General features: G+C 62.9%; 21 protein-coding genes. 13 read left to right on the top strand and 8 right to left on the bottom strand.

Features of this window, described 5'->3' with window-relative positions:
- Positions 1-447: 447 nt before the first annotated feature.
- The 8 genes from KTAU_RS13575 to KTAU_RS13545 all read left to right on the top strand — a co-directional run bounded on the left by KTAU_RS13575 (position 448) and on the right by KTAU_RS13545 (position 9233).
- A complete protein-coding gene (locus KTAU_RS13575; protein ID WP_112432183.1) occupies positions 448-780 on the top strand; it encodes a PTS sugar transporter subunit IIB in 333 nt (110 codons plus the stop codon).
- The gene (locus tag KTAU_RS13570) at positions 777-2180 is read left to right on the top strand and encodes a PTS sugar transporter subunit IIC (RefSeq protein WP_151728890.1); all 1404 of its coding nucleotides are present in this window, start codon (positions 777-779) and stop codon (positions 2178-2180) included. Before KTAU_RS13575 ends, KTAU_RS13570 begins: the two co-directional genes overlap by 4 nt.
- Positions 2181-2389: 209 nt before the next feature.
- Positions 2390-2554 (top strand): hypothetical protein, encoded by a 165-nt coding sequence (locus KTAU_RS21605; RefSeq protein WP_170293283.1) that lies wholly within the window; start codon positions 2390-2392, stop codon positions 2552-2554.
- Positions 2555-2643: 89 nt separating this feature from the next.
- Entirely contained in the window at positions 2644-3759 is a 1116-nt protein-coding gene (locus KTAU_RS13565; RefSeq protein WP_151728889.1) for a sugar ABC transporter substrate-binding protein, read from the top strand.
- 298 nt (positions 3760-4057) lie between these two features.
- Positions 4058-4840, top strand: coding sequence for an ATP-binding cassette domain-containing protein (locus tag KTAU_RS13560; protein ID WP_151729152.1), 783 nt, complete (start codon positions 4058-4060; stop codon positions 4838-4840).
- A complete protein-coding gene (locus tag KTAU_RS13555) occupies positions 4837-6060 on the top strand; it encodes a sugar ABC transporter permease (RefSeq protein ID WP_151728888.1) in 1224 nt (407 codons plus the stop codon). Before KTAU_RS13560 ends, KTAU_RS13555 begins: the two co-directional genes overlap by 4 nt.
- A gap of 297 nt (positions 6061-6357) precedes the next feature.
- Positions 6358-8649: an Eco57I restriction-modification methylase domain-containing protein gene (locus KTAU_RS13550; protein WP_151728887.1), complete on the top strand. Its 2292-nt coding sequence runs from the start codon at positions 6358-6360 to the stop codon at positions 8647-8649.
- 359 nt (positions 8650-9008) lie between these two features.
- Positions 9009-9233 carry a hypothetical protein gene (locus KTAU_RS13545; RefSeq protein ID WP_112432173.1) on the top strand — a complete coding sequence of 75 codons (225 nt, stop codon included), beginning with the start codon at positions 9009-9011 and terminating at the stop codon, positions 9231-9233.
- A gap of 734 nt (positions 9234-9967) precedes the next feature.
- Here KTAU_RS13545 and KTAU_RS13540 read toward each other — a convergent pair.
- The 4 genes from KTAU_RS13540 to KTAU_RS13525 all read right to left on the bottom strand — a co-directional run bounded on the left by KTAU_RS13540 (position 9968) and on the right by KTAU_RS13525 (position 15015).
- Positions 9968-10999 (bottom strand): ABC transporter substrate-binding protein, encoded by a 1032-nt coding sequence (locus KTAU_RS13540; protein ID WP_151728886.1) that lies wholly within the window; start codon positions 10997-10999, stop codon positions 9968-9970.
- Between the two features lie 372 nt (positions 11000-11371).
- Positions 11372-12400 carry an ABC transporter permease gene (locus KTAU_RS13535; protein WP_151728885.1) on the bottom strand — a complete coding sequence of 343 codons (1029 nt, stop codon included), beginning with the start codon at positions 12398-12400 and terminating at the stop codon, positions 11372-11374.
- Positions 12397-13917 carry a sugar ABC transporter ATP-binding protein gene (locus KTAU_RS13530; RefSeq protein ID WP_174844068.1) on the bottom strand — a complete coding sequence of 507 codons (1521 nt, stop codon included), beginning with the start codon at positions 13915-13917 and terminating at the stop codon, positions 12397-12399. The genes KTAU_RS13535 and KTAU_RS13530 overlap by 4 nt, the downstream gene beginning before the upstream one ends.
- 318 nt (positions 13918-14235) lie before the next feature.
- The gene (locus KTAU_RS13525; protein WP_151728884.1) at positions 14236-15015 is read right to left on the bottom strand and encodes a GntR family transcriptional regulator; all 780 of its coding nucleotides are present in this window, start codon (positions 15013-15015) and stop codon (positions 14236-14238) included.
- Between the two features lie 1193 nt (positions 15016-16208).
- Between KTAU_RS13525 and KTAU_RS13520 the strand changes: the two genes are divergently transcribed.
- The 5 genes from KTAU_RS13520 to KTAU_RS13500 all read left to right on the top strand — a co-directional run bounded on the left by KTAU_RS13520 (position 16209) and on the right by KTAU_RS13500 (position 21061).
- Positions 16209-17543, top strand: a complete 1335-nt coding sequence (locus KTAU_RS13520) for an L-fuconate dehydratase (RefSeq protein WP_228026461.1) — start codon at positions 16209-16211, stop codon at positions 17541-17543.
- 110 nt (positions 17544-17653) lie between these two features.
- The gene (locus KTAU_RS13515) at positions 17654-17977 is read left to right on the top strand and encodes an L-rhamnose mutarotase (RefSeq protein ID WP_112432160.1); all 324 of its coding nucleotides are present in this window, start codon (positions 17654-17656) and stop codon (positions 17975-17977) included.
- 104 nt (positions 17978-18081) lie between these two features.
- A complete protein-coding gene (locus KTAU_RS13510) occupies positions 18082-18861 on the top strand; it encodes an SDR family NAD(P)-dependent oxidoreductase (protein WP_151728882.1) in 780 nt (259 codons plus the stop codon).
- Between the two features lie 168 nt (positions 18862-19029).
- A complete protein-coding gene (locus tag KTAU_RS13505) occupies positions 19030-20001 on the top strand; it encodes an aldo/keto reductase (RefSeq protein WP_151728881.1) in 972 nt (323 codons plus the stop codon).
- A gap of 127 nt (positions 20002-20128) precedes the next feature.
- On the top strand, positions 20129-21061 hold the full coding sequence (locus tag KTAU_RS13500; protein ID WP_151728880.1) for an amidohydrolase family protein: 933 nt from the start codon (positions 20129-20131) through the stop codon (positions 21059-21061).
- Between the two features lie 128 nt (positions 21062-21189).
- Here the strand turns inward: KTAU_RS13500 and KTAU_RS13495 are convergent, their stop codons facing one another.
- From KTAU_RS13495 to groES, 4 genes are all read right to left on the bottom strand, one after another.
- On the bottom strand, positions 21190-22023 hold the full coding sequence (locus KTAU_RS13495) for a phosphoenolpyruvate hydrolase family protein (RefSeq protein WP_151728879.1): 834 nt from the start codon (positions 22021-22023) through the stop codon (positions 21190-21192).
- Positions 22020-23321, bottom strand: coding sequence for a Tm-1-like ATP-binding domain-containing protein (locus tag KTAU_RS13490; protein WP_151728878.1), 1302 nt, complete (start codon positions 23319-23321; stop codon positions 22020-22022). Before KTAU_RS13490 ends, KTAU_RS13495 begins: the two co-directional genes overlap by 4 nt.
- A 555-nt stretch (positions 23322-23876) precedes the next feature.
- Positions 23877-25502: a chaperonin GroEL gene (gene groL / locus KTAU_RS13485; RefSeq protein ID WP_151728877.1), complete on the bottom strand. Its 1626-nt coding sequence runs from the start codon at positions 25500-25502 to the stop codon at positions 23877-23879.
- A 249-nt stretch (positions 25503-25751) separates the two neighbouring features.
- Positions 25752-26042: a co-chaperone GroES gene (gene groES, locus KTAU_RS13480; RefSeq protein WP_069805481.1), complete on the bottom strand. Its 291-nt coding sequence runs from the start codon at positions 26040-26042 to the stop codon at positions 25752-25754.
- Positions 26043-26299: the final 257 nt, after the last annotated feature.

Genomic DNA, 26299 nt, shown 5'->3' with positions numbered 1-26299 from the left:
CTCCTCCATTCCCGACATGGCAGAGTAGGGCTGCGTCATCTCCCGCCCGGCTACGTATAATAAAGGCGAAAGGAAGTCCAGAGCACCCTTAGTCAAGCGAGCGACATCTCTCAAGGGAGCCGGGGGCGCGCCTGGCTTGCGGCCATTCCTGCCAGCGATGCAGTCCAGCACCATCCAACCCGGCCCGGCCCAGCCGGACCGACTCAAGCCCATCCATTGCACTCATGCAACAGGCTAGCGCGTCCCTCCAGTGTGCTATCTGTGCTACACACATTCCTGGCATAGTTCTTGCTAGAGAGAAGAGTGACCCCGCAGCGCGGTGGTAGCCTTGACCTTCCCCTCGCCTCGGTGGCTGGTCTGGTCGGACCGGGATTGAGGAGGGCCAGAACAGGAACAGGCAGGCAAGGGAAGCGGTGGCGAACCAGTGTGCGGCGGGAAGGAGCGAGCATGATCCGAGTCCTGATTGTCTGCAGCTGGGGCATGTCCACCAGCCTGCTGGTGGAAAGCATGCTCGAAGCGGCAGCGGCACGCAACTACACACTCAGCGTTGAGGCTTTGAGCGCCGGTGAATACATGGACCGGCTGGACGAGTGCGATGTGGTGCTCATTGCTCCGCAGATTCGCCATCTGCGCAAGAGCATCGAGAAGCTGGCGCAGGAAGCCGGCAAGCCCGTGGCCTTGATTGAGCCATTTCACTATGCGACGATGAACGGTGAGGCCGTGCTGGAGCAAGTGCTCTTGCTCCTGCAAGAGACGCAGGAAGGTCAGGCACAGCCATGAATGCGATGATCGAAAAGAGTAGCGCCTGGTTTGAGCGCTATCTGGTACCGCCGCTGAGCGCGATCGCCAGCAACATCTACCTGCAGGCGATTCGCGACGCCTTCATCATCTTCACGCTCCCGCTGATCATCGCGGGTAGCATCTTTCTGATCATCGCCAATCCGCCAATTCCCGCCTTTGCCCAATTTCTCCAGGCCCATCCTGGCATTCAGAACGCCATTTTGGTGCCTTTCAACCTGTCCTTTGGGCTCATGGCACTCTTCCTGGCCTTTGGCGTGGCCTACAGCGTCGCCCAGTACCGGCGCACAGAGCCGGTACAGCCGGGCGTCCTGGCGATGGTCCTCTTCCTCGTCGCCAGCATGCCGGTCACCAACCTCAACAGCCTGACGCTGGGCACCATCCTGCCCTACCTCGGCGGTCAGGGCCTGCTCATCGCTATCCTGATCGGCATCCTCACCAGTGAGGTCATGCGCTGGTTCCGCAGCTCGCGCTTCACCATTCGCCTACCGAAGAGCGTGCCCGCCAATGTCAAGCGCGCCTTCGAGGCGCTGGTGCCCGCCGTGCTGCTCATCACGGCGATCTGGCTGCTGGAGTGGTTCGTCAGCTCGCATACAGTGACGACGACTGACAGCAGCGGCCATCGCGTGACGTTGCAATTGACGCTGCCGATCCTGCTGATGAAGGTCTTTGAGCCGCTGGTGGTGGTGCAGGATAGCTATCCAGCGGCCCTACTGGAGATCATCTTGATGATGTTGCTCTGGTCGGTGGGCATCCACGGGATGAATATCGTCACGGCTATCGCGGCCCCATTCTGGTTCAGCACACTGGCCGCCAACGCCGCCGCCGGCCCGGCTCATGCCCACGGCATCGTCACTGAGCCGTTTTTCCATATTTTCGCCCACCTGGGCGGCTCAGGCGCGACCTGGCCGCTGGTGATCTATATGCTACGCTCGCGCTCGGCCCAGTTGCGGACCGTTGGCAAGGTCGCCCTGGGACCGGCGATTTTCAATATCAATGAACCGGTCACGTTCGGGGTCCCTATGGCGCTCAACCCGCTGATGATGATCCCCTTCGTGCTGGTTCCCGTCACCATCGTCACCATCAATTACCTGGCCTTCTCCTTCGGCCTGGTCCATGTGCCGATGGTGATGCAGCCCTTCACCGTTCCCGTCGGAATCAGCGGCTTTGTGGCTACCGGGGGCGACATTCGTGGCAGCCTCTTGCAGTTCTTCGATCTCGCTGTTTCCGCTGTACTCTATTATCCCTTCTTCAAAGCCTGGGAACGCATCTTGATCGCGCGCGAAGAGGCGGCGGCCCGCGGCGAAAGCGAGCGCGCTACAGCAACCAAAGCCGTGGCATCGGTCAGCAGCGGCGCCGGTCGGGGGGCACTGAGCCGCTAACCAGGGCAGGGCCAATGGCTGCCAGAGCGGCTGTGTCCTGGCCACTCCGTCTCCGAGCGCAGGCGAGGTGAAAGAAAGGAGGTAGATAGCTCTCCCGGCAGGAGAGGGGAGCCTGAGTTCCCTTCCCTCCCTGACCGACTCCGTCAATGGCAAGCACTGGGCTTCACGCGGCTGAAGACAGACATACGAGCGAACAAACGGACAAACGCATGAGCGCTGTGCTCTTGCTCATGCGCCTGGCAAAGCGCCCGCCAGCGGCCTCGGGCAACCGAGCAGGAGCGCTGCTGCCAGAGCCGATGTCGGCCCGCTTCGCTTACCCCTTCGGGGGCAGCGAGGAGTCATCTTCAGTGAGACAGGCAGCACTCGTAGCGTAACTTTCACCCGCGGCCTGTCTTGCGACCAGGCAATGCCTGCTGTCTAGCTCATTGCACAGAGTTCTCTACGAAAGGATAGGGTGCGAACAATGACGTTATTTATCCGACAGCGCAGATTTGCTGCCGTAGCGATCACGCTGCTCTTATCTCTCCTTTTAGCCGCCTGTGGCAGCAGTGGTAGCACAGGTGGGACCTCGTCCTCTGGAGCAGCTAATGGCAAAGGGTGCATGAAAATCGGCATTCTCCTGCCGGAGACGGCCACCTCGGAGCGCTGGGATGCCAAGGACAGGCCGGCGCTGATCAACGGCATTAAGGCGGCCCTGCCCGGGGCGACTGTCGACTATAACAACGCTGAGGGCAACAAGGACGAGCAGCTCAACCAGGCCGAGGCCGACCTGACGCGCGGCGACTGCATCCTGGTGGTGGGCGCCGTCGATAGCGATGCCGCTGCCGCCATCGTCCTTAAGGCCAAGCAGCAAGGCGTTCCCGTTATCGCTTACGACCGCCTGATCCAGTCCAAGGACCTGGCCTATTACGTCTCCTTCGATAACGTGCGCGTCGGTTACCTGCAGGGCGAGTACATTGTGCAGCATCATCACAAGGGCGACCGGGTGGTGATGATCAACGGCTCTCAGACCGATAACAACGCCATCCTCTTCCGCCAGGGCGCGCACCAGGCGCTTGATCCGCTCTTCCAGAGTGGCGAGCTGAAGCTGGTCTACGAGACCTATACGCCTGGCTGGGATAACGACACGGCGCGCACCGAGATGGATCAGGCCCTGACGGCCAACCAGAACAATATCCAGATCGCCTATGTGGCCAACGATGGTATGGCCAACTCGGTGATCGCCGCCCTCAAGGCTCAGCACCTGGATAAGAAGGTGCTGGTCACCGGTCAGGATGCCACCGTCGCTGGTATCCAGAACATCCTGACGGGCGAGCAGGCGATGACGGTCTACAAGGCCATCACCAAGGAGGCTAACGCGACCGCCCAGTTGGTGGCGGCTATCAGCAAAGGGGAAGACACCTCGAAGCTGATCAACGGCCAGACCAAGACCAAGGACGGCGGCAACATTCCATCGGTCCTGGAGACACCGGTTGCCGTCGATAAGTCGAATATCGCTTCGACGGTCCTCGCTGACGGCTTCGTGACCAAAGAGCAGATCTGTCAGGGCCTCCCGCCAGGGACCGGAGGCATCTGCTAAGCCCCTGCTTCCTGGCCGCCTGCCGCTGTGTGGTTCCGCTTCGGGCTGCTCTCGATCTCGCCACTGCTATATAATAGCAGTACAGATCGCGACAGCACACCGGCAGGCGAAACGGGCATGATTACCAGCTCATCGGCGAGCAGGGCGCCCGGTCAGTCGGCCATTTGGCCTGTCTGCCTCTCCCATTGCTCGCCGATGAGCCATGTGTGTCATTAGTTTGCTCATTGTTTGTGGAGGCCACATGGCAGACAGTTCTATCAGTACACCCACCGCTCCTTCTCGGCCCGGCCAGACGGGCGTGGCTGAGCCACGTCTGCGCCTGACCGGTATCAGTAAGGCGTTTGGGGCCGTGCAGGCCCTCTCGAATGTCGACTTTGAGGTCTACGCCGGCGAAGTTGTCGGCCTCGTGGGCGACAATGGCGCCGGCAAATCGACGCTGGTCAAGATAATCTCCGGCGTCGAGCAGGCCGACAGCGGCGAGATCTTCCTGGAGGGCACCCCGGTGAAGATCACTGGTCCCAGCGCAGCGACACGCCTGGGGATCGAGACCGTCTATCAGGATCTGGCGCTCTGCGACAATCTCGATGTGGTCGCTAATCTCTTCCTCGGCCACGAGGAACTTGATATCTGGCCCGTGCTCTCTGAGGTGTCTATGGAGCGCGAGGCCCTGCGCGTGCTCAGCGTGCTCGATGTCAAGATCCCCTCGGTGCGCGTGCCGGTCTCGCTGCTCTCGGGCGGCCAACGCCAGTCCATCGCGGTCGCCAAGACCATTCTGCGTCAGGCCCGGGTGGTGCTCCTGGACGAGCCGACGGCGGCCCTGGGCGTGGCCCAGACGCGCCAGGTACTCAATTTGATCAAGCGCCTGCGCGAGCAGGGCCTGGCCGTCGTGGTGATCTCGCATAATCTGGCCGATGTTTTTGAGGTCGTGGACCGCGTGATTGTGCTGCGCCTGGGGCGACGTGTGGCTACTTTCGATGTGAAGTCGACGACGCCTGAGCGCGTGGTAGCGGCCATCACTGGCGCAGAGTTCGGCGCTGAGGTGGACGCGAATGGCTCGAATGGAGGAGGTTCGCAGTCATGAGTGAAGCTGTGAAGCAGAAGCAACCAGCTCCAACAACCAGCGTTGAGGTGCCCTCCAGGCTGCCGCGTCCCACGGTGGGCCAGCTCCTGCGCACCGACCTGGGCTTTGTGCCCGTGTTACTGACGTTGCTGGTCATTGCCGCCTACTTTGCTTTGACAACCGATGGCCTCTTTTTGACACCGCGTAACCTTTCGAATCTGGTGCTTCAGATTACGCAGATCGGCGTGTTGGCTCTGGGCAGTACACTGGTGCTGCTGCTGGGTGAGATCGATCTGTCGGTGGCGGCAGTAAGTACGCTCTGCTCTGTGGTGATGGGCGTGCTGACCGAGCGCCAGGGAGTGTCTGCCGGTTGGGCGATTCTGGCCGCCCTTGTGACGGGTGCCCTCACCGGACTCATTAATGGCTTGCTGGTCGCCTTCATCCGCATTCCCTCCTTCATTGTGACGTTGGCGGCCTCTATCGGCTACTCTGGCCTCTTACTGTACCTGCTCGCCGGACAGAGTACGCTGATTATCCACGATACCTTCATCGTCTCGCTGGCGAATAATTACTTGCCGGATGCGCTGGGTATCGGCTTGCCAACACTGGCGCTCTTGCTCTATATTGGGTTTGTAGTCTTCAATTATATGCGTCGCAAGCGCGCCGGCCTGCGTACACAACCGCTGCCGCGCTTGCTGCTGCAGATCGTGACCGTGGCGGTGATTGTCGAGGGCGCAGTAGCTCTCTTCGAGTCCTACCTGGGCGTGCCCCAGTCGGTGATTTTCCTGACCGGGCTGATCCTGCTCTGCTGGCTCCTGCTGACTAAGACGCCCTTCGGGCGCTATGTCTATGCCGTTGGAGGCAACGCCGAGGCGGCGCGCCGCGCTGGTATCAATGTGCCACTGATTCGGGTGGCGGTCTTTACGATGTGTTCGACGCTGGCGGCCATCGGCGGCGTGCTGGCGGCTTCGCGCGGTCTGGCGGTGGCCAGTCAGATTGACCCGACGCTGCTGCTCGATTCGATCGCGGCGGCAGTGATCGGCGGTGTGAGCCTCTTTGGCGGCAAAGGCTCGGTCTGGACCCTGATCCTTGGCGCGCTGATCATTGGCAGCCTGGAGAACGGCCTCGACCTGAAGAGCCAGGGTACCGATGTGAAGGAGATGGTGGAGGGTGTGGTTCTGGTGATCGCCGTGGCTGCCGACGCCCTGATCCGCCGCGCTCAGGCTCGTCGTGGCCGCTAGGTTGTCCGTCTACTTGCCGCCCGGGCCGCGCAGCACAGCGCAGCGGCCATTGCCTTGCTGCGCCGGTCGACCAGCGGACGATCTCAATCCTGGCCCAGCCCAGCGGTGATGCCGACGCCTCGCTTCTCCGCCCGCTCCGACTCCAAGGCGAGGCACTGGCCTGGGGCGGGATCACATGCGGGCTGGAAGGATTAGTTGGATCGGCGTCTCGCACGTCGCTCGCCATGCTGATCGCAAGAGAAGGAGGAAGAGCCAGGCGTGCTGCAAGGCCTCTCACAGCCGTTCTCAGAATCTGGTATGGAGTCTCCAGCCCCGGCTATGTCCCTGTTGGCTTCCCTGCTGGCCGAGGATGCAGAGCGCGCAACGGCTGAAGAGACGCTGTTGCGCGCAGCGACAGAGTGGCGCCTGTGGCTCAGCGAGGGCCTGGTACGCTGTAACGCAATCCTGACACCTGACGATCTGAACCGCGCCGTGCAGTTGCTGCTGGCGCGCCTGCTCTTTCTACGTTTTTGTGAGGAGCGCGGCCTGGAACCGCCAGGCAGCCTGCTGCGGCTGAGCAAGCAGCGGATGATCTACGCGCGTTTGCTGCGGCGCTTTCAGGCGGCAGGACGGCGTTACGCCGCCGATCTCTTCTGCGCCAGGACCCCAGTCGCTGGGAGCAGCACACTGGCTGGCCTGCCCGGTGCTCCCCACAAGATGACAGAGGGATTGCTCTCACGGCTAAGACTGGACGATGAGACCTTGCGCAGGCTGCTGCAGGCTCTCTATCCTCCTCTGGCTCCCTGCGATTTTGCCTGTCTTTCACCTTCGGTGCTCGGTCGCCTCTATGAGCATTTTCTGGAGAAGAGCCTGACGACGGATGCCACAGGCCGCCTGGTCCTGAGCGAGGAACGAGCTGCGAAGAAGGCCGACGGCATCTACTATACGCCTCCCGCGGTTGTCGATTATATCCTCACCCATAGCGTGGTAGCCTTGCTTGAGCGGGAGAGGGAGGTGACGCGCGCCGCCCAGCTGCGCGTGCTCGATCCCTGCTGTGGCGCTGGCTCCTTCTTGATACGCCTCTACCGCCTGCTCCTGCACTGGTTCCGCGAGCGGTATGTGGCAGAGGGAGCGGAACGCTTCCCCCAGGCGCTGCGACGTGATGGTCAGGGCCGCTGGCGCCTGACTCTGGCCGAGGGCCGGCGCATTCTCCTGGAACAGATCTATGGGGTTGATCTCGATCGCTGCGGGGTGGAGGTAACACGTCTGTCGCTCTTCTTGCTCCTCCTGGAGGAATGCACGAGTAGCGCTCGCGAGCGGGTCCAGGCAGCCAGGGTACTGCCACGCCTGGAGATGACGATCCGCTGCGGCAACGCTCTGGGCAGTCCTCTGAGTCCAGAGGTCACCCCATTCCACTGGCAGATAGCCTTTCCGCAGGTTTTCAAGAGGCAGACCCAGAGCGGGACGGGGGGCTTTGATGCGGTGATTGGCAATCCACCCTACCTGTTCGGCGAGCAGCGCCCGCAGACGGCGCGCCCCTATCTGGAGGCGGCCTTCACCCTGGCGCGTCGCCAGTACGATGCATGCTGGCTCTTTATCGAGCAGGGTCTTAAGCTGACTCGCCGCGGTGGGCGCTTTGCTTTCGTGGTGCCCGACGCCTTGCTGGCACGCGATGAGGCTCGCCAGGCCCGCGCTACTTTGCTACGCGAGGGGCTGCTCCGCGTTTACCACTGCGGCCCTGTCTTCCGCGCCTGCGTCTCCGCCGCCGTGCTGGTCGTCGAGCGCGGCACTCAGCCATCGACGATCGCCTGCGATGTACCAGCGCCAGCGGCAGCCTCTCCTGCCAGCGAGGGCCTGCCAGCACTGCCGGTGTATACACGTGCCCTCTGCAGCCGGCAGCGCTTTCTGGATGACGCCGGCCATCGCCTGCTGGTGCACGTGAGCGATGAAGAGGCAGCGCTGCTGGCTCGCCTGGAGCGCGAGGGCGAGCCGCTCGGCCAGCGGGTGCATATCTCACGCGGCGAGGAAATCGGCAAGCGGCACGTGGCTGCGACAGGCCCGCTGCCGATCCTGGCCGGCGACAATGTGACCCGCTACTATATCGCTCCCCCAACGCGCTTTGTCCATACTCTGACGAAGCCTGCCAGCTGCTACCAGGCGCCCAAAATCGTGGTGGTTAAAACGGGCCGGCGCTGCGTGGCCGCGCTGGAGACCGCCGGCCTGGCGACCATGCAGTCACTCTATAACCTGCATCTGCTCGATGAGCGCCTCGCCTATGAGGCTTTGCTCGCAATTCTCAACAGCCGCCTGATCGATTATTACCTCTACAAGACATTTACAGCCTACAAACGCTTATTTCCTCAGCTCAATCAGACAACGCTGGCCGCCATTCCTCTGCCGCGGCATCTGGCGGCCCACCAGGAGCCGCTGATCGCCGCCGCGCGTGCCATGATGGCTCTCCAGGAGCGCCTGGCATCCAGTACCAGGTCGGAGGAGCGCCTGGCCCTCTACCAGCAACGTCAGACGCTGGAGACCCAGATCAACGCCCTGGTCTTTCGCCTCTACGGTCTCAGCGAGGCTGAAACGCGTCTGCTTGAAAGCGCGGTATAAAATAAGAGGGTAACGTCGGCGAGAGCGGGGAGAGAAGCGGGCAGGAGGCCTGTCTATCCGCCTCGTCAGGGGACTGACCCTATTCTGGCCCAGTGCTCGCCGTCTGGGTGATGCTCGCGCCTGGGTGATATCTCGCCCAGGCAGGGGCGGGAGCCAGCCGGCCCGGCAGAAGGGGGGCAGCCCGTAGGCGTTGAACCGTCATGGTACAGCTTGCAGCAACTTGACAGAAGAGCAGATTTTCGCGTACAACGATAGGAGTCAGGGCTTTTTTTGCGCCTGTCAGTCAGGACGCAGGGCGGTCGGATCGGTCAGTGCAACGAGCCGAAACAGCGCGTCATCATGGACACGAAGGAGGAGCCATGTTAGAAGAGCAGATCACAGAGATCCCTCCCGAGAACGAGGGAGGCAAGATCGATCCCAGGAAATGCTACGTGTGTGGGGCCAAGGCGACAGCTCTATGTGCGCGCTGCCAGATGCCCGTGTGCCCTGAGCATCAGCAGTCTACTCGCGACTACATCACCAAGATAGCGACAATCCTCTGCGACGACTGTGCAGACTACTATGAGGCCCTGATCAAGCCTTGAGCGCGCAGTGCAAGCCACGCGCATCTGGGTAGTCTCGCCTGGTCTGAGAGAGCGCGCTCATCAAGAAAGACGCAAGCCAGTACGGCAATCTCGCGCCTGAATCGTGATCGGACTTGACTGACTGCGACCGGTCCGCGTCCAGCAGCGACGATCGCTGTGTGACAGCTAAGCACGGCAACTCTGAGGCAACGAGGGCCAGCCTGGCTAGCCTCTCACCCTTTCCAGCAGCCTGGGGACTGCTGGCAGAGAGCACACGACAGGATGACGTCTATCTGGCCCGCTTCTGCTTCGCCGAAGCTCTGACCTTCCGTCAAGCCACCCACTCACTGCAGAGCGAACTGGGAACGAACGAACGAAGGCAGGAAGCACCTCCGCCGGCATAGCCACGCCACGCGTGCCAGGGGTAGACAGCTCCCGTCAGCCGGCCGATCAAGGAATGATCTTCTGGCACACCTGTCTGGCGGTCTGAGCTGGTCAGCCGGCAGGAGAGCGATCCAGACTGATCGTGCCTGCCTCGCTCAGGCACTGCGAGCGGAAAGGGCAACAGAGCAGACAGGCGGTCTAAATGACTTGAACAAGATGGTCCAGCACCCAGGGAGGAAGCGCGAGCAACTGCCCACCTTGCATTTCCTCGTCGCCTCCCTTCCCTGGGCGCTGGACCTTTCTCTATCTGGGCTGTCGTGAGCTGGTCCGAGTCGTTTGAGCCTTCACCGGCACACAACAGCCTGGCCGGCTCACAGCGGAGGATTCTGGCAGCTCGGATTGAGCACTGCCTGCACCTTGGGATCGTTCAGATTGGCCTTGGTGAGGATCGTCACCCCGGTATCTTCGCTCTGGACGGTGGCGTGCTGGCGCAGAATGCGCACCATTGCGTTGACGCTGTCATAGCCCATCCTAAAGGGGTTCTGCACCACCAGGGCCGAAATCGTTCCCTGCTGCACTCCCTTGACCTCGTCGGGCGCGGCATCCCAGCCGATGATCGTGATCTTGCCAGCTTTGCCAATGCGGCGCACTGCCTCCGCCGCTCCGAGCACGCTTGGCTCATTGGCGGCAAAGATCCCGTTCAGGTCAGGGTGAGCCGTCAGGATATCCTCGGCCACACTCAGCGCCTGGTTGTAGTCGCTGTGGCTGGACTGGTCAGCGACGAGCTGAATGCCCGGATACTTGGCCAGCTCTTGCTTGAAGCCCTGGACACGCTGATCATTGGTGGCGCTGCCCGGCTGGAACTCGATCAGGGCGACCTTGCCATGACCGTTGAGCTGCTGAGCCAGCAGATCGGCAGCCTTGCGCGCTGAGGCGATGTTATCAGTGGCAAAGAGCGGCACGTTGGACGGCTGCGGATAGGTGCCCGAGTCGATATTGACCACGGGAATGTTTGCCTTGAGGGCCTGCTGCGTCACCTGGTAGAGGGCTCGCGCATCGGTAGCGGCGTAGATCAGGCCATTGACACGCTGCGTAATATAGTTGGTCAGCAGGTCGATCTGCCCGGTCACGTCGGTCTCAGCGGTCACGCCGTTCCAGATCACTGAGACCTGCTGCTGCTTCGAAGCGGCGCACTCCGCCCCTTTGTGCACCTGCTCCCAGAAGTCGAAGCCGATGGCTTTGGGAATGACCGCAATCCTGAGCGGTCCAGAGGCAGTAGTGTTGTTATTACTGCCTGATGACTGTACAGTGACGCTGCCACAGGCACTTACCAGGCCGGCCACCAGCAGTAGCCAGAGAGGAAAGAAGATATCCCGCACCAGTCTGCGCAGAAGTTGTCGCATCAGAACAGCCTCCTTTGCCTTTGACCGCGGTGCCCCGCGGTCGTCTGTTTCCTCACTGAAGCGGCGGGCCTCGCCAACCCAGGCCGCGCCGATCGCTCATCATCCTTGATGCCATATCTTCTCTGTCTGCGCCTCATGCGGCAGTGGCCAATCACAGATCATCATCGCCGGCTCAACCTGTCCGCTTGTGAGTGAGCGGACAGGCCCGCCAGAAGAGTTGGCAGCCGGTCAGAGATGTCTCAGAGATATCAGAGAGCATGTGCGAGAAGAGAGGCCACCCCCTTTCTCTGGTCGACAATGTTGTGTAGAGCGTCCTGAGAAAGCACAGCCGCTGGCTGGCGAGCGCGCGGCGCGACGCGGATCGGATCGCGCTTAGCGGGTGCTTTCCGCAAAGCGACGGCGGCGGAACTGGTCCCAAATCACTGCCAGCCAGATAATGACGCCGATGATGACGCTCTGCGTAAAGGTATCGATATTGAGCAGGACTGCGCCGTTGCGGATCACTGCCATCAGGAAGGCACCGATCAGTGTGCCCAGAATGGTGCCCTGGCCGCCGAAGAGGCTGCAGCCTCCGATGACGGCGGCGGCGATCACATCCAGCTCCAGGCCGTCGCCAAAGTTGGGCTGGCCCGAGGCCACACGTGACATGGCCACCATACCGCCGAAGCCGGCCAGCAGGCCCTGGAGCACATAGACGGCCACCAGATAGGCACTAACGCGAATGCCTGCCAGGCGGGCCGCCTCCTCATTGGAGCCGATGGCGTAGGTGTAGCGTCCCAGGCGTGTGCGACTCAAGAGCAGGTGGGCCGCCACAGCCAGCACTATCAGCGTAATCAAGGGGATGGGCACGCCGTCGATCATGCCCTGGCCGAGCAGGCGGAAGGAATCGGGAACGCCGAAGACGGCTGTTGCCCCGGTGATAATGTTCACCAGGCCGCGGGCCACGCTCATCATGCCCAGGGTGGCAATGAAGGGCGCCAGGCGGGCCCGGGTAATCAGCAGGCCATTGGCCAGACCAGCCAGCCCCCCGACCAGGGTGCCGCCGAGGACCGCCAGCGGCCAGCTCAGACCGAGATCGACCATCATTTTGACGCCCAACACTCCAGCCAGAGCTGCTACCGAGCCGACCGAGAGGTCGATGCCAGCAGTGATGATGACGAAGGTCATGCCCAGGGCGATAATGGCCGTGACGGCGGTCTGTGAGACAATATTGAAGAGGTTGTAGAGGGTGAGAAAGACCGGCGATGCGATGGAGAGCGCGATACAGATGATGATCAGCGCGCCCGCCGCAGCGAATTGTGAAATAAGGTCGGAGATCTGGGTCGGCACCAGCCGGCGCCAGGAGAGGCCGGCCTCCGCGCCCGGCTCGTTGGCAACGTTCCTGCTCAGAGATTCCTTCATGGGATGGTCACCTCACTGGCCCCAGTCGCCAGGGCAATGATGCGCTCTTCGCTGAACTGTCCCCGCGAGAGCGTGCCGACGATGCGCCCCTCGCGCATCACTGCAATACGATCACACATGTTGAGCAGCTCGGGGAGATAGGAGGAGATGAGCACTATGGCCCGCCCCTCGCTTGCCAGCCTGCCGATCAGAGCGAACATCTCAGCTTTGGCGCCGACATCGATGCCGCGCGCCGGCTCGTCGAAAAAGATGACTCTGGCCTGCGTCTCCAGCCAGCGCGCGACGACAACCTTCTGCTGGTTGCCACCCGAGAGGAGGCGCACCTTGCGACGTACCGAAGGAGTGCGGATATTGAGACGCTGACAGGCGTGCAGCGCTACACTGCGTTCGCGACGCAAGAGCAGCAGCCCCAGACGGGCGGGCAGACTGGCCAGGGTAATGTTCTGATCGACGCCCAGATCAAGGGCCAATCCCTCGCGCTTGCGATCCTCGGTGACGTAGGCAAGTCCAGCCCGAATGGCGTCAGCGGGACGGCGGATGTGCAGCTCGTGGCCGTCGAGGAGAATACGCCCACTGTCGATAGGGTCAGCTCCACAGACGGCGCGCGCCAGCTCGCTCCGTCCCGCGCCAATCAGCCCGGCCAGGCCCAGAATTTCGCCAGCATGCACCTCGAATGAGCAGTCGTGCAGCAGGCCGCGTCGGCTCAGTCCTTCGACGCGCAGCAGGACAGGGCCCGGATGGGTCTCGGGCCGCGGGTAGAGGTTGGTGATGGCGCGCCCGACCATGAGCTGGACCAGCTTCTGCTCGCTGAGTTCGGCCAGCGGAAGGGTGGCCACAACGCGCCCATCGCGCATGACAGTCACGCGGTCAGCGATCTGGAAGATCTCATCGAGGCGATGGGAAATATAGAGGACGGCCACTCCCTGAGCCGTGAGCTGACGAATGACCTCGAAGAGGCGGGCAATCTCTTGCTCAGTGAGGGTGGCGGTCGGCTCGTCAAGGATGAGGACGCGCGCATTGAAGCTGATGGCCCGAGCGATCTCAACAAGCTGCTGCTCGGCCACGGAGAGCGAGGCCACCAGGCGACGCGGGTCCAGGTCGAGACCAACCTGCTCGAGTAGGCGACGCGCCTCGGCCAGCTCGCGACGTCGGCGGATGAAGCCGAAGCGCAGCGGCTCGCGCCCGAGGAAGAGGTTTTCGGCGACGGAGAGGTGCGGCGCAAGGGCAAATTCCTGGTGCACCATAGCGACGCCGAGCGCGCGGGCATAGTGCGGCCCGTGAAAACTGAGAGGCTCGCCGTTGAGATAGATCTGACCGGCGTCGGGACGCTCCACTTGATAGAGTATTCTCATGAGCGTCGATTTTCCCGCCCCGTTTTCGCCGGCCACGACGTGAACTTCCCCGGGATAGATGTCGAGGTCAACCTCGGCGACGGCGGTGACGCCCGGAAAGCGCCTGGTGATCTTGCGCAGGCGAATGATCGGTGACTGCTCCGTCTCCATCGAAGTCGAAGGCATGACGACCTCCCTGCGAGTGTGGCAGCAGCTTCATAGCCCCGCCCGCTCTCGTTGTGCCCTGCTTCTACCCTGCCTCCCCGATCTACATCTAGCCTCTCCTAGCCTCTCGCCCCACCTCTCCCTGTCTCCGGCCGCTGGCCCGTGCTGTCTGGCTCCGCCGCTTGCCAGGCGGCGCTCTGCCCTCATTGCCCGGTTTCGGAAGAGCCTCGCCAGCCATTCAGAATTGGCTTGAGCCGGTTACTTCAGCTGGCCGCTGCCGCGGGCGCTGCGACGCGACGCGACGCGACACGACACGGCCCCTTGTCTCTCTCCGACTGACTAGGAGGGGAGTTGACTCTCTTCGGCAAAGATATCGGCAAGCACTCCCTCTTTGGAGTGGCGGATATGGGCCGCTAACAGGCTGGCAGCCTCGCCGGGCTTGCCGGCGAGTAAGGCCCGCAGGATCTGCTCATGGTCGTTGAGCGCGATCTCAATGCGGCGCGGATAGAAACTATCGCGCATCTGGAACATGCAGAGCTGACTGCGCAGCTCCGAGAGACAGTGAATCAGGCGCCCGTTGCGCGAGGCCCGTGTGATCAGGAGATGAAAGAGTAGATCGACTTTGAGAAAGCGCAGAAAGGGATTGCTGGCCAGCTCGGCACGGATGGCCTCTAGCTCATCAAGTTGAGCCTGCAGCTCTTCGCGCTTCAGATGCGGCGCCGCTAACCGCAGCGCGAGCACCTCCAGCGCCTCGCGCAGGTCATAGATTTCGTGGATGTCCTGAGCGGTGAAGGTACGCGTCCAGTAGCCCCGCCGCGGATCGGAGCGCACCAGCCCCTCCTGAACGAGCCGCTCCAGGGCCTGACGTACTGGCGTGCGGCTGACGCCCAGTTGCTCGGCAAGAGCCACGTCAGAAAGGCGCTGCTCTTCGCTACCACCAAGCAGGATGACTCGCTTCCAGAGCTGCTCGTAGGCGTAGTCGGCGACGGTAGGGGTGGCGGTGCGCTCTTGCCCCCAGAGCAGGTCAAAGAGTTCGCTGACGAAGCGCTCGTCAACAACGTCGGCAACCGCTGCCGTTGCCCCCTGCCGATGATTGGTTTCCGCTTCAGATTGCCTCATACCTGCTCGCTCCTGTCTTGCTTGCTGGTCTCACCTGATCCTCCTCTCGCTTCGATCCCGGCTCTCTCCATTGGGCCAGGGTCGAGATTCGGACCCGCTACGCCCCGCGGCCCCAGCGACCCATCTCTGCCTCCGTCGCTTGCTCTGAACCGCCTGGCTCCGAGCCTGCCCGCGGTGCGCCCCTCTATTTTGGCGCGCCCGCCCAACTTTGTAAAGAGTGTGCTGTATTCAGAATACAGAATATAGTATACCCAGAAGGGCCGCCCAGGTCAAGGCAGCTATCGCCGTTCCAGTCCTTCCAACGTCCAACTCGCAGATGCTCGCGACGCTCCAGCGAGCATGGCGCCCTGCGCGTTCAAGAAATAGCTCAACTCAAGGCAAAATTCGAGCAAGAGATGCTCTGTATGAGAGAGCAGGAAAATAACCTCTCGGATTAAGAGACACTATTATCTGTATGTCCCGGTTGCACAACTTTCACTCGTCTTGAACGTATATCTTGCTTGGAAGGTAGAGCGCCAAGCCGAGCGATCGCCGCCTGGTGCATTGGCTCTGCGCCGCCAGCTGGAGAGAAAAGCCCTTTGTTCCCCTGCCAGCCAGCCAGTCAAGAGAAAGGGTGGTTTAGCTTATGCAAGTAGTGTTCACTCCGCTCACCGTGATTGTACTCCTCATCGTCGCTGGAGTAGTCTTCGCTATCTGGAAGGTCGCTCATCGCCTCTAGAGCACCAGGTCTGGTAGAGAGGCCAGCCGTCAGGCCCCCTTGCCGACCACTTTGGCTCTGCCTTGATTGGTCTGAGGCACGCTACAGGGAAAGGCTGCGCTTCGATGCAGCGGGTCTCTCCAACCTGCTGCATCTCTTTAGAGCTTCCCTTTTGCTGTTTTCACGGCTCCAGCCTGCTTGACTTTGCCACTGGCTGTACTGTATTCTGAATACAGAATATAGTATACCTTCAGATGGCGCAGCGTCAAGCAGGCGCTCGCCCCTCTGCCTCCGGCGAGCCATGCGGTGGAAGAGGCCCCCGGCGCTCCCCGCCAGGTCAGGGCCATGCTGGGATTGCGGGAGGGCCTGGGGGATCACGGGATTTTCAGCAGGGGAGAGAGGGAGAGCAGCCAGATTCAGGGCAAGGTCTCCAGTTCGCCTGTCTGCTCGGGCGGAGGGGCAGCGCGTTGCCAGCCAGGTAAAAAGGAGTGGTGTATTGACAGTAACCATCGTTGATGTCCGGGCCTACGACATTCGTTTCCCCACCTCACGCACGCTGGCCGGCTCTGACGCCATGAATGCCGATCCCGACTACTCGGCGGCCTACGTGATCCTGCAGACCGATCATCCCAACGGGCTAGAGGGACACGGCTTTACCTTCACCATCGGGCGCGGCAACGAGGTCTGTGTAGCCGCCATTCGGGCCCTGGCGCCGCTGGTGCGTGGGCACACACTGGAGGAGTTTACCACCGATATGCGCGCTTTCTGGCGCCACATGACGGGCGACAGTCAGCTGCGCTGGATCGGGCCGGAGAAGGGGGTCATTCACATGGCCACGGCGGCTCTGGTGAACGCGGTCTGGGATCTGTGGGCCAAGGTCGAGGGGAAGCCGCTCTGGAAGCTGCTGGTGGACATGTCGCCCGAGCAGCTGGTGGCCTGCATCGATTTCCGCTATCTGAGCGACGTGCTCTCGCCCGCCGAGGCTCTGGAGCTGCTGCAGCGTCTGGCGCCGACGCGCGCTGAGCGAGAGGCGGAGCTGCTGCGGCTTGGCTATCCGGCCTACACGACTGGAGCCGGCTGGTCGGGCTACAGCGATGAGCAGCTGCGGCTCCTCTGTCGCCAGGCACTGGCCGAGGGCTGGCGCCATTTCAAGCTCAAGGTCGGCCTCGGTCTGGAACGGGATCGCCAGCGCGCCCGCATCATGCGCGAGGAGATCGGCCCCCACTGCACGCTGATGATGGACGCCAACCAGGTGTGGGAGGTGGGAGAGGCCATCGCCGTTATGCAGGAGCTGGCAGAGTTCCAGCCGCTGTGGATTGAGGAGCCAACCAGCCCCGATGATATTCTCGGCCACGCCGCCATCGCCCGCGCCATCGCTCCCGTGCGGGTGGCAACGGGTGAGCATGTGCAGAACCGCATCATCTTCAAGCAGCTCTTTCAGGCTCAGGCCATCGGCTTCTGTCAGATTGACGCCTGTCGCCTGGGTGGTGTCAATGAGGTGCTGGCTGTACTCTTGCTAGCCGCCAAATACGGGATACCGGTCTGCCCCCATGCTGGCGGCGTGGGCCTCTCTGAGTATGTGCAGCACCTGGCGATCTTCGATTATATCGCTGTCAGCGGCTCGTTGGAGGGGCGCATGATCGAGTATACGCCGCACCTGCACGAGCATTTTGTTGACCCAGTGGTGATGCGCAACGGGCGCTATCTGCCGCCGCTGGCCCCAGGCTACAGCGCAACGATGCATGCCGACTCGATTGCGGCCTACTCTTTTCCCAATGGGCCGGTCTGGGCGGAGATGCGGCGTACCGAAGCTGAGCAACTGAGCGAGTGAGGCTTGATCGGCTACCAAGTGCGGCGCCGCGGAGCCTGGCCTGGACCGAACAGGGAAAGGCTTTCCACCTGCCTGCCGCGCGCGCTACAATAACAGGAGGATTGCCAGCCATGCGCAGAGTTGGACAGATCATTGGCCTCAAGCCAGACGCTATCGAGACCTACGAGCGTTTGCACGCCGCTGTCTGGCCGGAGGTGCTGGCGACCATTCACGCCTGCAATATCCGCAACTATACGATTTTCCGTCACGGGACGCTGCTCTTCGCCTATTTCGAGTATGTCGGCGAGGACTACGAGGCCGACATGGCGAAGATGGCCGCCGATCCGAAAACACAGGAGTGGTGGAAGCTGACCGATCCCCTGCAAGAGCCTGTGGAGTCGCGCGCGCCCGGCGAGTGGTGGGCGATGATGCGCGAGGTCTTCCACACGGACTAGCGCCTATGCCGCGAGCGTCGAGGATGATGGCCTGCCTTTCTCTCCGCTGCGGCGGAAAGGGGCCTCATCAATAGAGAGGACAGGAACGGAAAGGAGGAGCAAGCGTGGTCTTTCGTCTGGATGGGAAGGTGGCATTGATCACTGGTGCCGGCTCGGGAATCGGGGAGCAGATTGCGCTGCTCTTCGCGCGCCAGGGGGCGCGGGTGGTGGTGGCCGATGTGCGTCCGGAGGCGGCGCAGCGCGTGACGGAGGCAATTGTGACCGCTGGCGGGCAGGCCCGCGCCCGGACGCTGGATGTGGCTGAGGAGGATCAGGTACGAGCGGCGGTGGCAGAGGTGGCCTCTCGTGAGGGCCGGCTGGATATTCTGGTCAATAATGCTGGTGTCAGCCACGTGGGCAATGTTTTGGAGACGTCGCTTGAGGATTGGGAGCGGGTGATGCGCGTCAATGCCCGCGGCGTCTTTCTCTGTGCCCGCGAGGGGGTGCGCCAGATGCTGGCCCAGCAGCCGCGCGGCGGCGTGATCATCAATATGGCCTCGGTAGCAGCGCTGATCGGCGTGGAGCGCCGCCTGGTCTATAGCGCGAGCAAAGGGGCAGTGCTGGCTCTGACGCGCACCATTGCCGCCGATTATGTGAAGCAGGGCATTCGCTGCAACGCCATCTGCCCGGGCACGGTGCATACGCCGTTTGTGGAGGGCTACCTGGCGCGCGATTTTGCAGGCCGCGAGGATGAGGTACGCCAGCAGCTCCATGCGCGCCAGCCACTGGGGCGCATGGGACGGCCCGAGGAGATTGCGGCGGCGGCCCTTTATCTGGCCTCAGATGAGGCGGCCTTTGTGACTGGCTCTGCGCTGGTGATCGACGGTGGCTGGACGGCCATCTGATGGCGCTCAGGCTGCGCTGGGCTGCACAGTGGACGCGAGCGAGTCGACCGACCGTTCAGCAAGCAGCCTGCGTGGCCAGGTCAGCCGCTGGCTGCGCTGAGCCTGAGCCGTCCAGGCGCTGCCACCCCTGTCCTGAAGGAGTGAACGCAGAGGAGGTATGTTGTAGCCATGACGTCAGAAATGGGGGCTGCGGCCCCGCTGCCGCGGCGGGCGCTGGGCCAGACTGGTCTGCAGGTGACGCCGATCTGCATCGGCTGTGCGCCACTGGGCAATATGCCGGAGACCTTTGCCTACGAGGTGCCCGAGGAGCGGGCTTTAGCGACGATCCGCGCCGTTTTTGCCAGTCCGATCAACTTCCTTGATACGGCGGCGGCCTATGGTGATGGCGAGAGCGAGCGCCGCATAGGCGTTGTGCTGCGCGAGCTGGGTGGCCTGCCGCCTGGCTTCGTCCTGGCGACCAAGGCCGATCGCAACCTGCAGACGGGCGAGTTCAGCGGTCCACAGATGCGCCGTAGCGTGGAGCGCAGTCTGCGCCTGCTGGGTCTGGAGCGGCTGCAGCTGGTCTACCTGCACGATCCTGAGTATATTCCTGATCCTGCGCAGGACCCGTTCGAGGTGATGATGGCCCCGGGTGGCCCGGTCGAGGTTCTGCTCCAGCTGAAGGAGGAGGGTCTGATCGAGCACCTGGGCATCGCCGGCGGCCCGATCGCGATGATGACGCGCTTTGTGGAGACCGGCCTCTTCGAAGCGGCCATCTCCCACAATCGCTATACCCTGCTCAATCGCGAAGCTGATCGGTTTTGGGACTTGTGCCGGAGCCGCGGGGTGGCTGCAGTGAATGCTGCTCCCTACGGCAGCGGGCTGCTGGCCAAGGGACCGGACGCCTATCCGCGCTACATGTATGGTGAGGCCAGCGCGAAGCTGTTGGAGAAGGCCCGACGTATGCAGGCCGCCTGCGCGCGTTATGGGGTGCCGCTGGCGGCGGCGGCTCTGCAGTTCTCGCTGCGCGATGAGCGCATTGCCTCGACCATCGTTGGCGTGACGCGACCCGAGCGGGTCGCTGAGACACTGGCCCTGGCTCAGCAGCCGCTTCCGGCGGAGCTATGGGATGAGCTGGAGGCTATCTATCAGGCTGCGTAATGCATGGTAAGTGAGGCGGCGCCAGGCCGGTTGGCCCGTTCTGGCCGCCGACGAGAGCGGGTCGGCCTTGCAGGCCAGGGGAAGTCCTTCCCTGCGCAGAGAGGCCCAGAAAGGAGCGAGAGCCGCCATGCGCGATCTTTCTCTCTCTTCCTCTGCGGGAGCAGATGAGCTGCTCCCAGTCATCGATGCCCATGTCCACTTTTGGGACCCGCAGCGCTTTCACATGCCCTGGCTGGAGGCGCATCCACAGCTCAAGCGTTCTTTTGGACCGGAGGACTACCGGCGGGAGACGCAGGGGCTGCCGATCGAGGCTCTGGTCTACGTCGAGGTTGTAGTGGCGCCCGAGGAGGCGCTGCGGGAAGCGGCCTGGATCGTTGAGGTGGCGCGGGAGGAGCCACGGCTGAAGGCCATTGTCGCTGCGGCCCCCCTGGAGCAGGGCCTGGGGGTGCGCGCGCATCTGGAGGCGTTGCGAGCGCTCTCCCCCTTGATTAAGGGGGTACGGCGCAATATCGAGAACGAGGCAGAAGACGACTTCTGCCTGCGCCCAGCCTTCGTCGATGGCGTGCGCTTACTCGCCGACTATGGCTTATCCTGTGATGTGTGCGTGCGTCACCAGCAGCTGGCCAGCGTGGTCGAGCTGGTGCGGCGCTGCCCCGATACGCATTTCATTCTGGATCACCTGGGCAAGCCACCCATTCGGACAGGAGAGCGGGAGCCGTGGCGGCAGCACATTCAGGCTCTGGGCGAGCTGCCCAACGTGGTCTGCAAGGTCAGCGGCATGGTGACGGAGGCCGACCACGAGCGCTGGAGCGCCTACGACCTGGTTCCCTATCTGGGGACAGTGATGGCAGCTTTCGGACCCGAGCGCCTGCTCTTCGGTGGCGACTGGCCAGTGGTTTTGCTGGCTTCCAGCTACCGACGCTGGTATGAGGCTCTGCGAACCATGCTGAGCGCCTACCCGCTCTACGAGCAGCGCCTGCTGTGGTCGGAGACTGCGCGCCGCGTCTATCGCCTTGAGGACAGCGCGCCGGGCCATTCGCCCGCCCGAGCAGGAGGATAAGCAGAGGAGCGAGGCGGAGCGGAGCCTGACGCCCGCCTGCATGGCCAGGTGATTCCGCCTCGCTCCCGCTCTGCCCGGCTATTGCCAGAGGGGCGGGTCGGTGCCCCGCTGTGTCCACCGAGCGCTACTCAGACGGCCTGGCCGGGGCGCAGGGCCTTGAAGCGGCGGGTGGTCTCGGTAATGGCCGTCTCGGTCGGCAGACGCTCCATGCTGGAGGCCCCAAAGAAGCCGACGACGCCGCGCGTGCGTGCCAGCACGTAGGCGGCATCTTCCGGTTCGGCAATCGGGCCACCGTGGCAGAGGACCAGGACATCGGGGTTGACGGCCTTGGCGGCATCGTGCATGGCCTGGATGCGCTCAACGCACTGGTCCAGCGTCAGGGCGGTCTGGGCGCCGATGCTCCCCTTGGTTGTCAGTCCCATATGAGGGACCAGTACATCGGCTCCAGCTTCGGCCATCGCGCGCGCCTGTTCGGGATCGAAGACGTAGGGCGCCGTCAACAGATCCAGCTCGTGCGCCTGACGGATCATCTCGATCTCTAGAGCGAAGCCCATGCCGGTCTCTTCCAGGTTCTGGCGGAAAACTCCATCGATCAGGCCGACGGTGGGGAAGTTCTGGACGCCAACAAAGCCCATCTCCTTGAGCTGGCGCAGGAAGTAGGGCATAACGCGGAAGGGATCGGTACCGCAGACGCCGGCCAGCACGGGCGTGTGCTTGACGATCGGCAGCACTTCACCCGCCATCTCAACGACGATGGCGTTGGCATCTCCATAGGGAAGCAGGCCCGCCAGGGAGCCGCGTCCAGCCATGCGGTAGCGGCCCGAGTTGTAGATGATGATCAGGTCAACGCCGCCAGCCTCAGCGCATTTGGCCGACAGGCCGGTCCCTGCGCCAGCGCCGATAATCACTCCTCCCTGCTTAACGGTTTCTCGCAAGCGCGCAAGTGCCTCTGCTCGATTCATGAGACTGCTCCTCCCTCGTGGGGCGCCTGAGTTTGTTGAGTCTGCGCCTGCCCACTGTCTGTCTGTTCACTGGCCGGAGGCCGCTGCTGCTGGATCAGCTCATCGAGGCGACGAGCCATTGCTCGAGCGAAACGCGGGTCGTTGAGGTCCATGTCCAGCTCATGGACCTCGATATGGGGCTGCAGATCAGCCTTGAGTGCGCTGATAAGAGCCTGGTCTGCAGCGGGATCGTAGAACGGTTGCCCCTCGGTATCGATGAGTGAGACGCCGCGCAGCGGGATGAAGAGGGCCGTTGGACCGCGCGCCTGGTTGAGCTTGCGGGCGATGATGTGGCCGAGAGCGGCGCACTCTTCGGGAGTGGTGCGCATCAAGGTGACGGTTGGATTGTGCTTGTAGAGGCGACGCGAACGGAATTTCTCGGGGACCGTCTCTATGGGGCCGAAGTTGACCATATCGAGGGCTCCGAGCGAGACGACCTGTGGCAGTCCCACCTGACCGGCGGCCTCCAGGCGCTCGGGGCCGGCGCTCAGGACGCCGCCCACCAGTTCATCGGCCAGCTCGGTCGTGGTAATATCGAGAACGCCGGCCAGGAAACCGCCCCGGACCAGAGCTTCAAGCGACTGACCGCCGGTACCGGTGGCGTGGAAGACCAGCACTTCGTAGCCGCGCTCCTCGAGGTAGCGCCGCGCCTCCGTCACGCAGGGCGTGGTGACGCCGAACATGGTGGCGCCGATGAGCGGGCGGCTGCTCGGCGTCGGCTGGAAGGAGGCATAGGTGCGAGCCATGCCGGCGATGGCGGCGGCAGCGTTGCTCAAGATGCGCTCCGAGAGGCGATTGATGCCGGCGATGTCGACAACCGAGTACATCATCGCGATGTCAACGGCCCCGACATAGGGGCGGGTGTCACCCGAGGCGAGCGTTGAGACCATCAGCTTGGGGACCCCGATGGGCAAGGCGCGCATAGCCTGGGTCACCAGGGCTGAGCCGCCGGAGCCGCCCAGGCCGAGTACCCCATGCAGGCGGCCCTGGGCAAAGAGGTCGGTCAGGATGGCAGTGGCGCCGCGGGCCATCGTTTCAATGGCCGCGCCGCGATCGCCGCGTGTCACCAGCTCCGCCAGCTCCGCCCCCGCGACACGCGCCACCTCCTCGCGGCTGATGTCCGGCTGCGTCAACGGTGTGCCCTTGACGCCGGCGTCGACGAGCAGCACATCACAGCCCTCAGCTCGCAGGCGCTCACGCAGATAGGCGTACTCCTGGCCCTTCGTATCAAGAGTGCCAACCAGAACAACCGTAGCCATGACATCTTCGTCCTTTCTCTGTCATCCTGCTCTGGCTGCTCTCAGATCGTACGTACGCGATCCAGGCGCGGGCCGCTCGCCCTCGCTTTTCTGATCTCGGCATTGATCAGATCAGCCAGTCAGGAAAGACCCCTACCCAGCCCTCATAGCAGCGGAGGGCAAGACGTCACGGGCAGGTGATGACGAGTTCTGCGGATAGCGCGGCCCGGGCAGCTCAGCCTGTCCGGGAACAGGGCTATCCAGCTACCACGAGTAGTCTACTCACTGCCGCTGGCAGGCGTCAAGCAAGCCAGCAGGCTGCATTGTCCAGGGCAGGGCAGGGAAGGGAAGGACAGAGCAGAGACAGAGGAAGAGGAGGGGATGGCTGCTTCGCCGCCGCCGCGGCCAGGGAAGAGCGCTGGTGCAGCGAGCGCGCGAGAGAGAGCAAGCGTCTAAGCAAGAAACAAGCCCCTTCCCCCGGTTGGCGGGGGAAGGGGCGACAAGCTTCAGGGAGTCTCCTTGAGGTATCCAGAGCGGAAGCGCTAGAGCTATGGACAGCCCATCTGCTAGAGACGACTAGTACTCAGGAGCCGGCGTCGCTGGGGCCTTCTCCTTCTCTGGAATATCGGTGACGAGGGCCTCCGTCGTCAGGATCATGGCGGCGATGCTGGCTGCATTCTGCAGGGCCGAGCGGGTCACCTTGGCCGGGTCGATGATACCGGCGGCGACCATATCCTCGTAGCGATCGGTCAGCACGTTGTAGCCAACGTTCTCGTTCTTCTGCTCCTGCTGAGCGCGGCGCACGCCCTCGACCACCACCGAGCCATCGCGACCCGCGTTGACGGCCAGCTGGCGCATTGGCTCCTCCAGAGCGCGGCGCAGGATCGACACGCCGGTCGCGGCGTCACCTTCCAGCTTCACATTATCGAGGGCCTTGATGGCGTTGAGCAGGGCCACGCCACCGCCGGGGACAATGCCCTCCTCGACTGCGGCGCGGGTCGCCGACAGGGCGTCCTCCACGCGTGTCTTGCGATATTTCAGCTCGACCTCGGTACCGGCGCCAACCTTAATCAGGGCCACGCCGCCGGCCAGTTTCGCCAGGCGCTCCTGCAGCTTCTCGCGATCGTAGTCGCTGGTCGTCTCTTCGATCTGAGCCTTGATCTGGCGGATGCGGGCCTGGATGTCAGCCGGGTTGCCGCGACCCTCAACGATGGTCATATTGTCCTTGGTGGCCACCACGCGGCGGGCCTGACCCAGATCGGCCACGGTCGCGCTATCCAGGCGGCGGCCCATCTCCTCGCTGATCACCTGGCCACCAGTCAGGATGGCCATGTCGCGCAGCATCTCCTTGCGGCGATCACCGAAGCCCGGGGCCTTGACGGCCAGCACATTCAGCACACCGCGCAGCTTGTTGACTACCAGGGTCGCCAGGGCCTCGCCATCGACGTCCTCCGCCACGATGACGATCTCGCGCTTGCCCTGCTGGGTCAGCTGCTCCAGAACAGGCAGGATATCCTGGACGGCGCTGATCTTCTTATCGGTGATCAAGATGTACGGCTCGTCGATGACGGCCTCCATCTTCTCGGAGTTCGTCACGAAGTAGGGGGAGATATAGCCGCGGTCAATCTGCATACCCTCGACATACTCGGTCTCGAAGTTGATGCCGCGGGACTCTTCGACGGTGATGACGCCGTCCTTACCGACCTTCTCCATGACCTCGGCGATCAGGTTACCGATGGTCTCATCAGCGGCGGAGATTGTGGCGACCTGGGCGATTTCCTTCTTGCCCTCAACGGGGATGGCCTTGGAGCGGATATATTCGACAACGGCCTCGGTACCCTTGTCGATGCCGAGCTTGAGCTGCATCGGGTTGGCACCAGCGGCCAGGTTCTTCAGACCCTCAGTGACGATGGCCTGCGCCAGGACGGTGGCGGTCGTCGTGCCATCGCCAGCGACATCGTTGGTCTTGGTGGCCGCTTCCTTCAGAAGCTGGGCCCCCATATTCTCAAAGGGGTCCTCGAGCTGGATCTCCTTGGCGACGGTGACGCCATCGTGGGTGACGCTGGGCGCGCCAAACTTCTTATCCAGCGCGACGTTGCGCCCCTTGGGGCCAAGTGTTACCTTGACGGCCTCCGCCAATACGTCAATACCCTTCTTCAAAGCGTGACGCGCCTGCTCGTCAAAGATCAGCTGCTTCGCCATCGCTGTACTCCACCTCGCTTTCAAACTACTACTACTGCGTCTTCTTCTTCGCTTGCTTGCGTATCCCGTCAGCCTTCTCTCACTAGCAGCCTGCCTCAGCCCCAGCGGTCAGGCCGCACGGCGTCGGCAAGCTCTGACGCAAGACAAGTGGTAAGAAGTATTGCTTTACGATGCGTTTCGCTCGCAGAACAGATAATACGGATAAGAAGAGAGATGAGCGCGATCTCACGCGGCGCCGTTCAACGCGGCTTAGCTCAACACGGCCAGAATATCGCTCTCTTTGAGGACCAGATACTCCTCGTTGTCGAGCTTGAACTCGGTGCCGCCATACTTGGCAAACAAGACGTGATCGCCCTCGCGCACCTCGATGGGCACCCGGTCCCCATTATCGAGCAGGCGCCCGCTGCCGACGGCGATCACTGTGCCTTCCTGCGGCTTCTCCTTAGCTGTATCGGGGATGACGATCCCGCTCTTGGTCACTTCCTCCTTCGGAAGCGGCTTGACCACGACGCGGTCGCCTACAGGACGAATCTTCGCCATGCGCACACACTCCCTTCGCTGTTCGTTTGTTCGTTCGTTCAGTCGGTTGGTCGGTCGATCGATCGGATGCGAACTCCGCCAGGGGAAGAGGCAGGCTCACAAAAGGACGGCTGGCGCAGTCTCGTCGCCTGCCTGGCCCGCCGCCCGCTTCGGCCAGATCTCGCCCGTCCCTCCATCCGTCCCTGCACCGGGCCGGTTGGGGACGGCCTGACTCCGCTCAGTGCGATACGGCATGGCACGAGGCGCTGACCGCCGCT

Origin of the sequence: Thermogemmatispora aurantia, from assembly GCF_008974285.1 — a bacterium.
Taxonomy (GTDB): Bacteria; Chloroflexota; Ktedonobacteria; order Ktedonobacterales; family Ktedonobacteraceae; genus Thermogemmatispora; species Thermogemmatispora aurantia.
This window is presented reverse-complemented; position numbering and strand designations above follow the sequence as displayed.

Bases quoted from the DNA above. Each gene is read 5' to 3' on its own strand.
- KTAU_RS13575 (WP_112432183.1), top strand. From the start codon at position 448: ATGATCCGAGTCCTGATTGTCTGCAGCTGGGGCATGTCCACCAGCCTG.
- KTAU_RS13570 (WP_151728890.1), top strand. From the start codon at position 777: ATGAATGCGATGATCGAAAAGAGTAGCGCCTGGTTTGAGCGCTATCTG.
- KTAU_RS21605 (WP_170293283.1), top strand. From the start codon at position 2,390: ATGAGCGCTGTGCTCTTGCTCATGCGCCTGGCAAAGCGCCCGCCAGCG.
- KTAU_RS13565 (WP_151728889.1), top strand. From the start codon at position 2,644: ATGACGTTATTTATCCGACAGCGCAGATTTGCTGCCGTAGCGATCACG.
- KTAU_RS13555 (WP_151728888.1), top strand. From the start codon at position 4,837: ATGAGTGAAGCTGTGAAGCAGAAGCAACCAGCTCCAACAACCAGCGTT.
- KTAU_RS13550 (WP_151728887.1), top strand. From the start codon at position 6,358: ATGGAGTCTCCAGCCCCGGCTATGTCCCTGTTGGCTTCCCTGCTGGCC.
- KTAU_RS13545 (WP_112432173.1), top strand. From the start codon at position 9,009: ATGTTAGAAGAGCAGATCACAGAGATCCCTCCCGAGAACGAGGGAGGC.
- KTAU_RS13540 (WP_151728886.1), bottom strand. From the start codon at position 10,999: ATGCGACAACTTCTGCGCAGACTGGTGCGGGATATCTTCTTTCCTCTC.
- KTAU_RS13535 (WP_151728885.1), bottom strand. From the start codon at position 12,400: ATGAAGGAATCTCTGAGCAGGAACGTTGCCAACGAGCCGGGCGCGGAG.
- KTAU_RS13530 (WP_174844068.1), bottom strand. From the start codon at position 13,917: ATGCCTTCGACTTCGATGGAGACGGAGCAGTCACCGATCATTCGCCTG.
- KTAU_RS13525 (WP_151728884.1), bottom strand. From the start codon at position 15,015: ATGAGGCAATCTGAAGCGGAAACCAATCATCGGCAGGGGGCAACGGCA.
- KTAU_RS13515 (WP_112432160.1), top strand. From the start codon at position 17,654: ATGCGCAGAGTTGGACAGATCATTGGCCTCAAGCCAGACGCTATCGAG.
- KTAU_RS13505 (WP_151728881.1), top strand. From the start codon at position 19,030: ATGACGTCAGAAATGGGGGCTGCGGCCCCGCTGCCGCGGCGGGCGCTG.
- KTAU_RS13500 (WP_151728880.1), top strand. From the start codon at position 20,129: ATGCGCGATCTTTCTCTCTCTTCCTCTGCGGGAGCAGATGAGCTGCTC.
- KTAU_RS13495 (WP_151728879.1), bottom strand. From the start codon at position 22,023: ATGAATCGAGCAGAGGCACTTGCGCGCTTGCGAGAAACCGTTAAGCAG.
- KTAU_RS13490 (WP_151728878.1), bottom strand. From the start codon at position 23,321: ATGGCTACGGTTGTTCTGGTTGGCACTCTTGATACGAAGGGCCAGGAG.
- groL (WP_151728877.1), bottom strand. From the start codon at position 25,502: ATGGCGAAGCAGCTGATCTTTGACGAGCAGGCGCGTCACGCTTTGAAG.
- groES (WP_069805481.1), bottom strand. From the start codon at position 26,042: ATGGCGAAGATTCGTCCTGTAGGCGACCGCGTCGTGGTCAAGCCGCTT.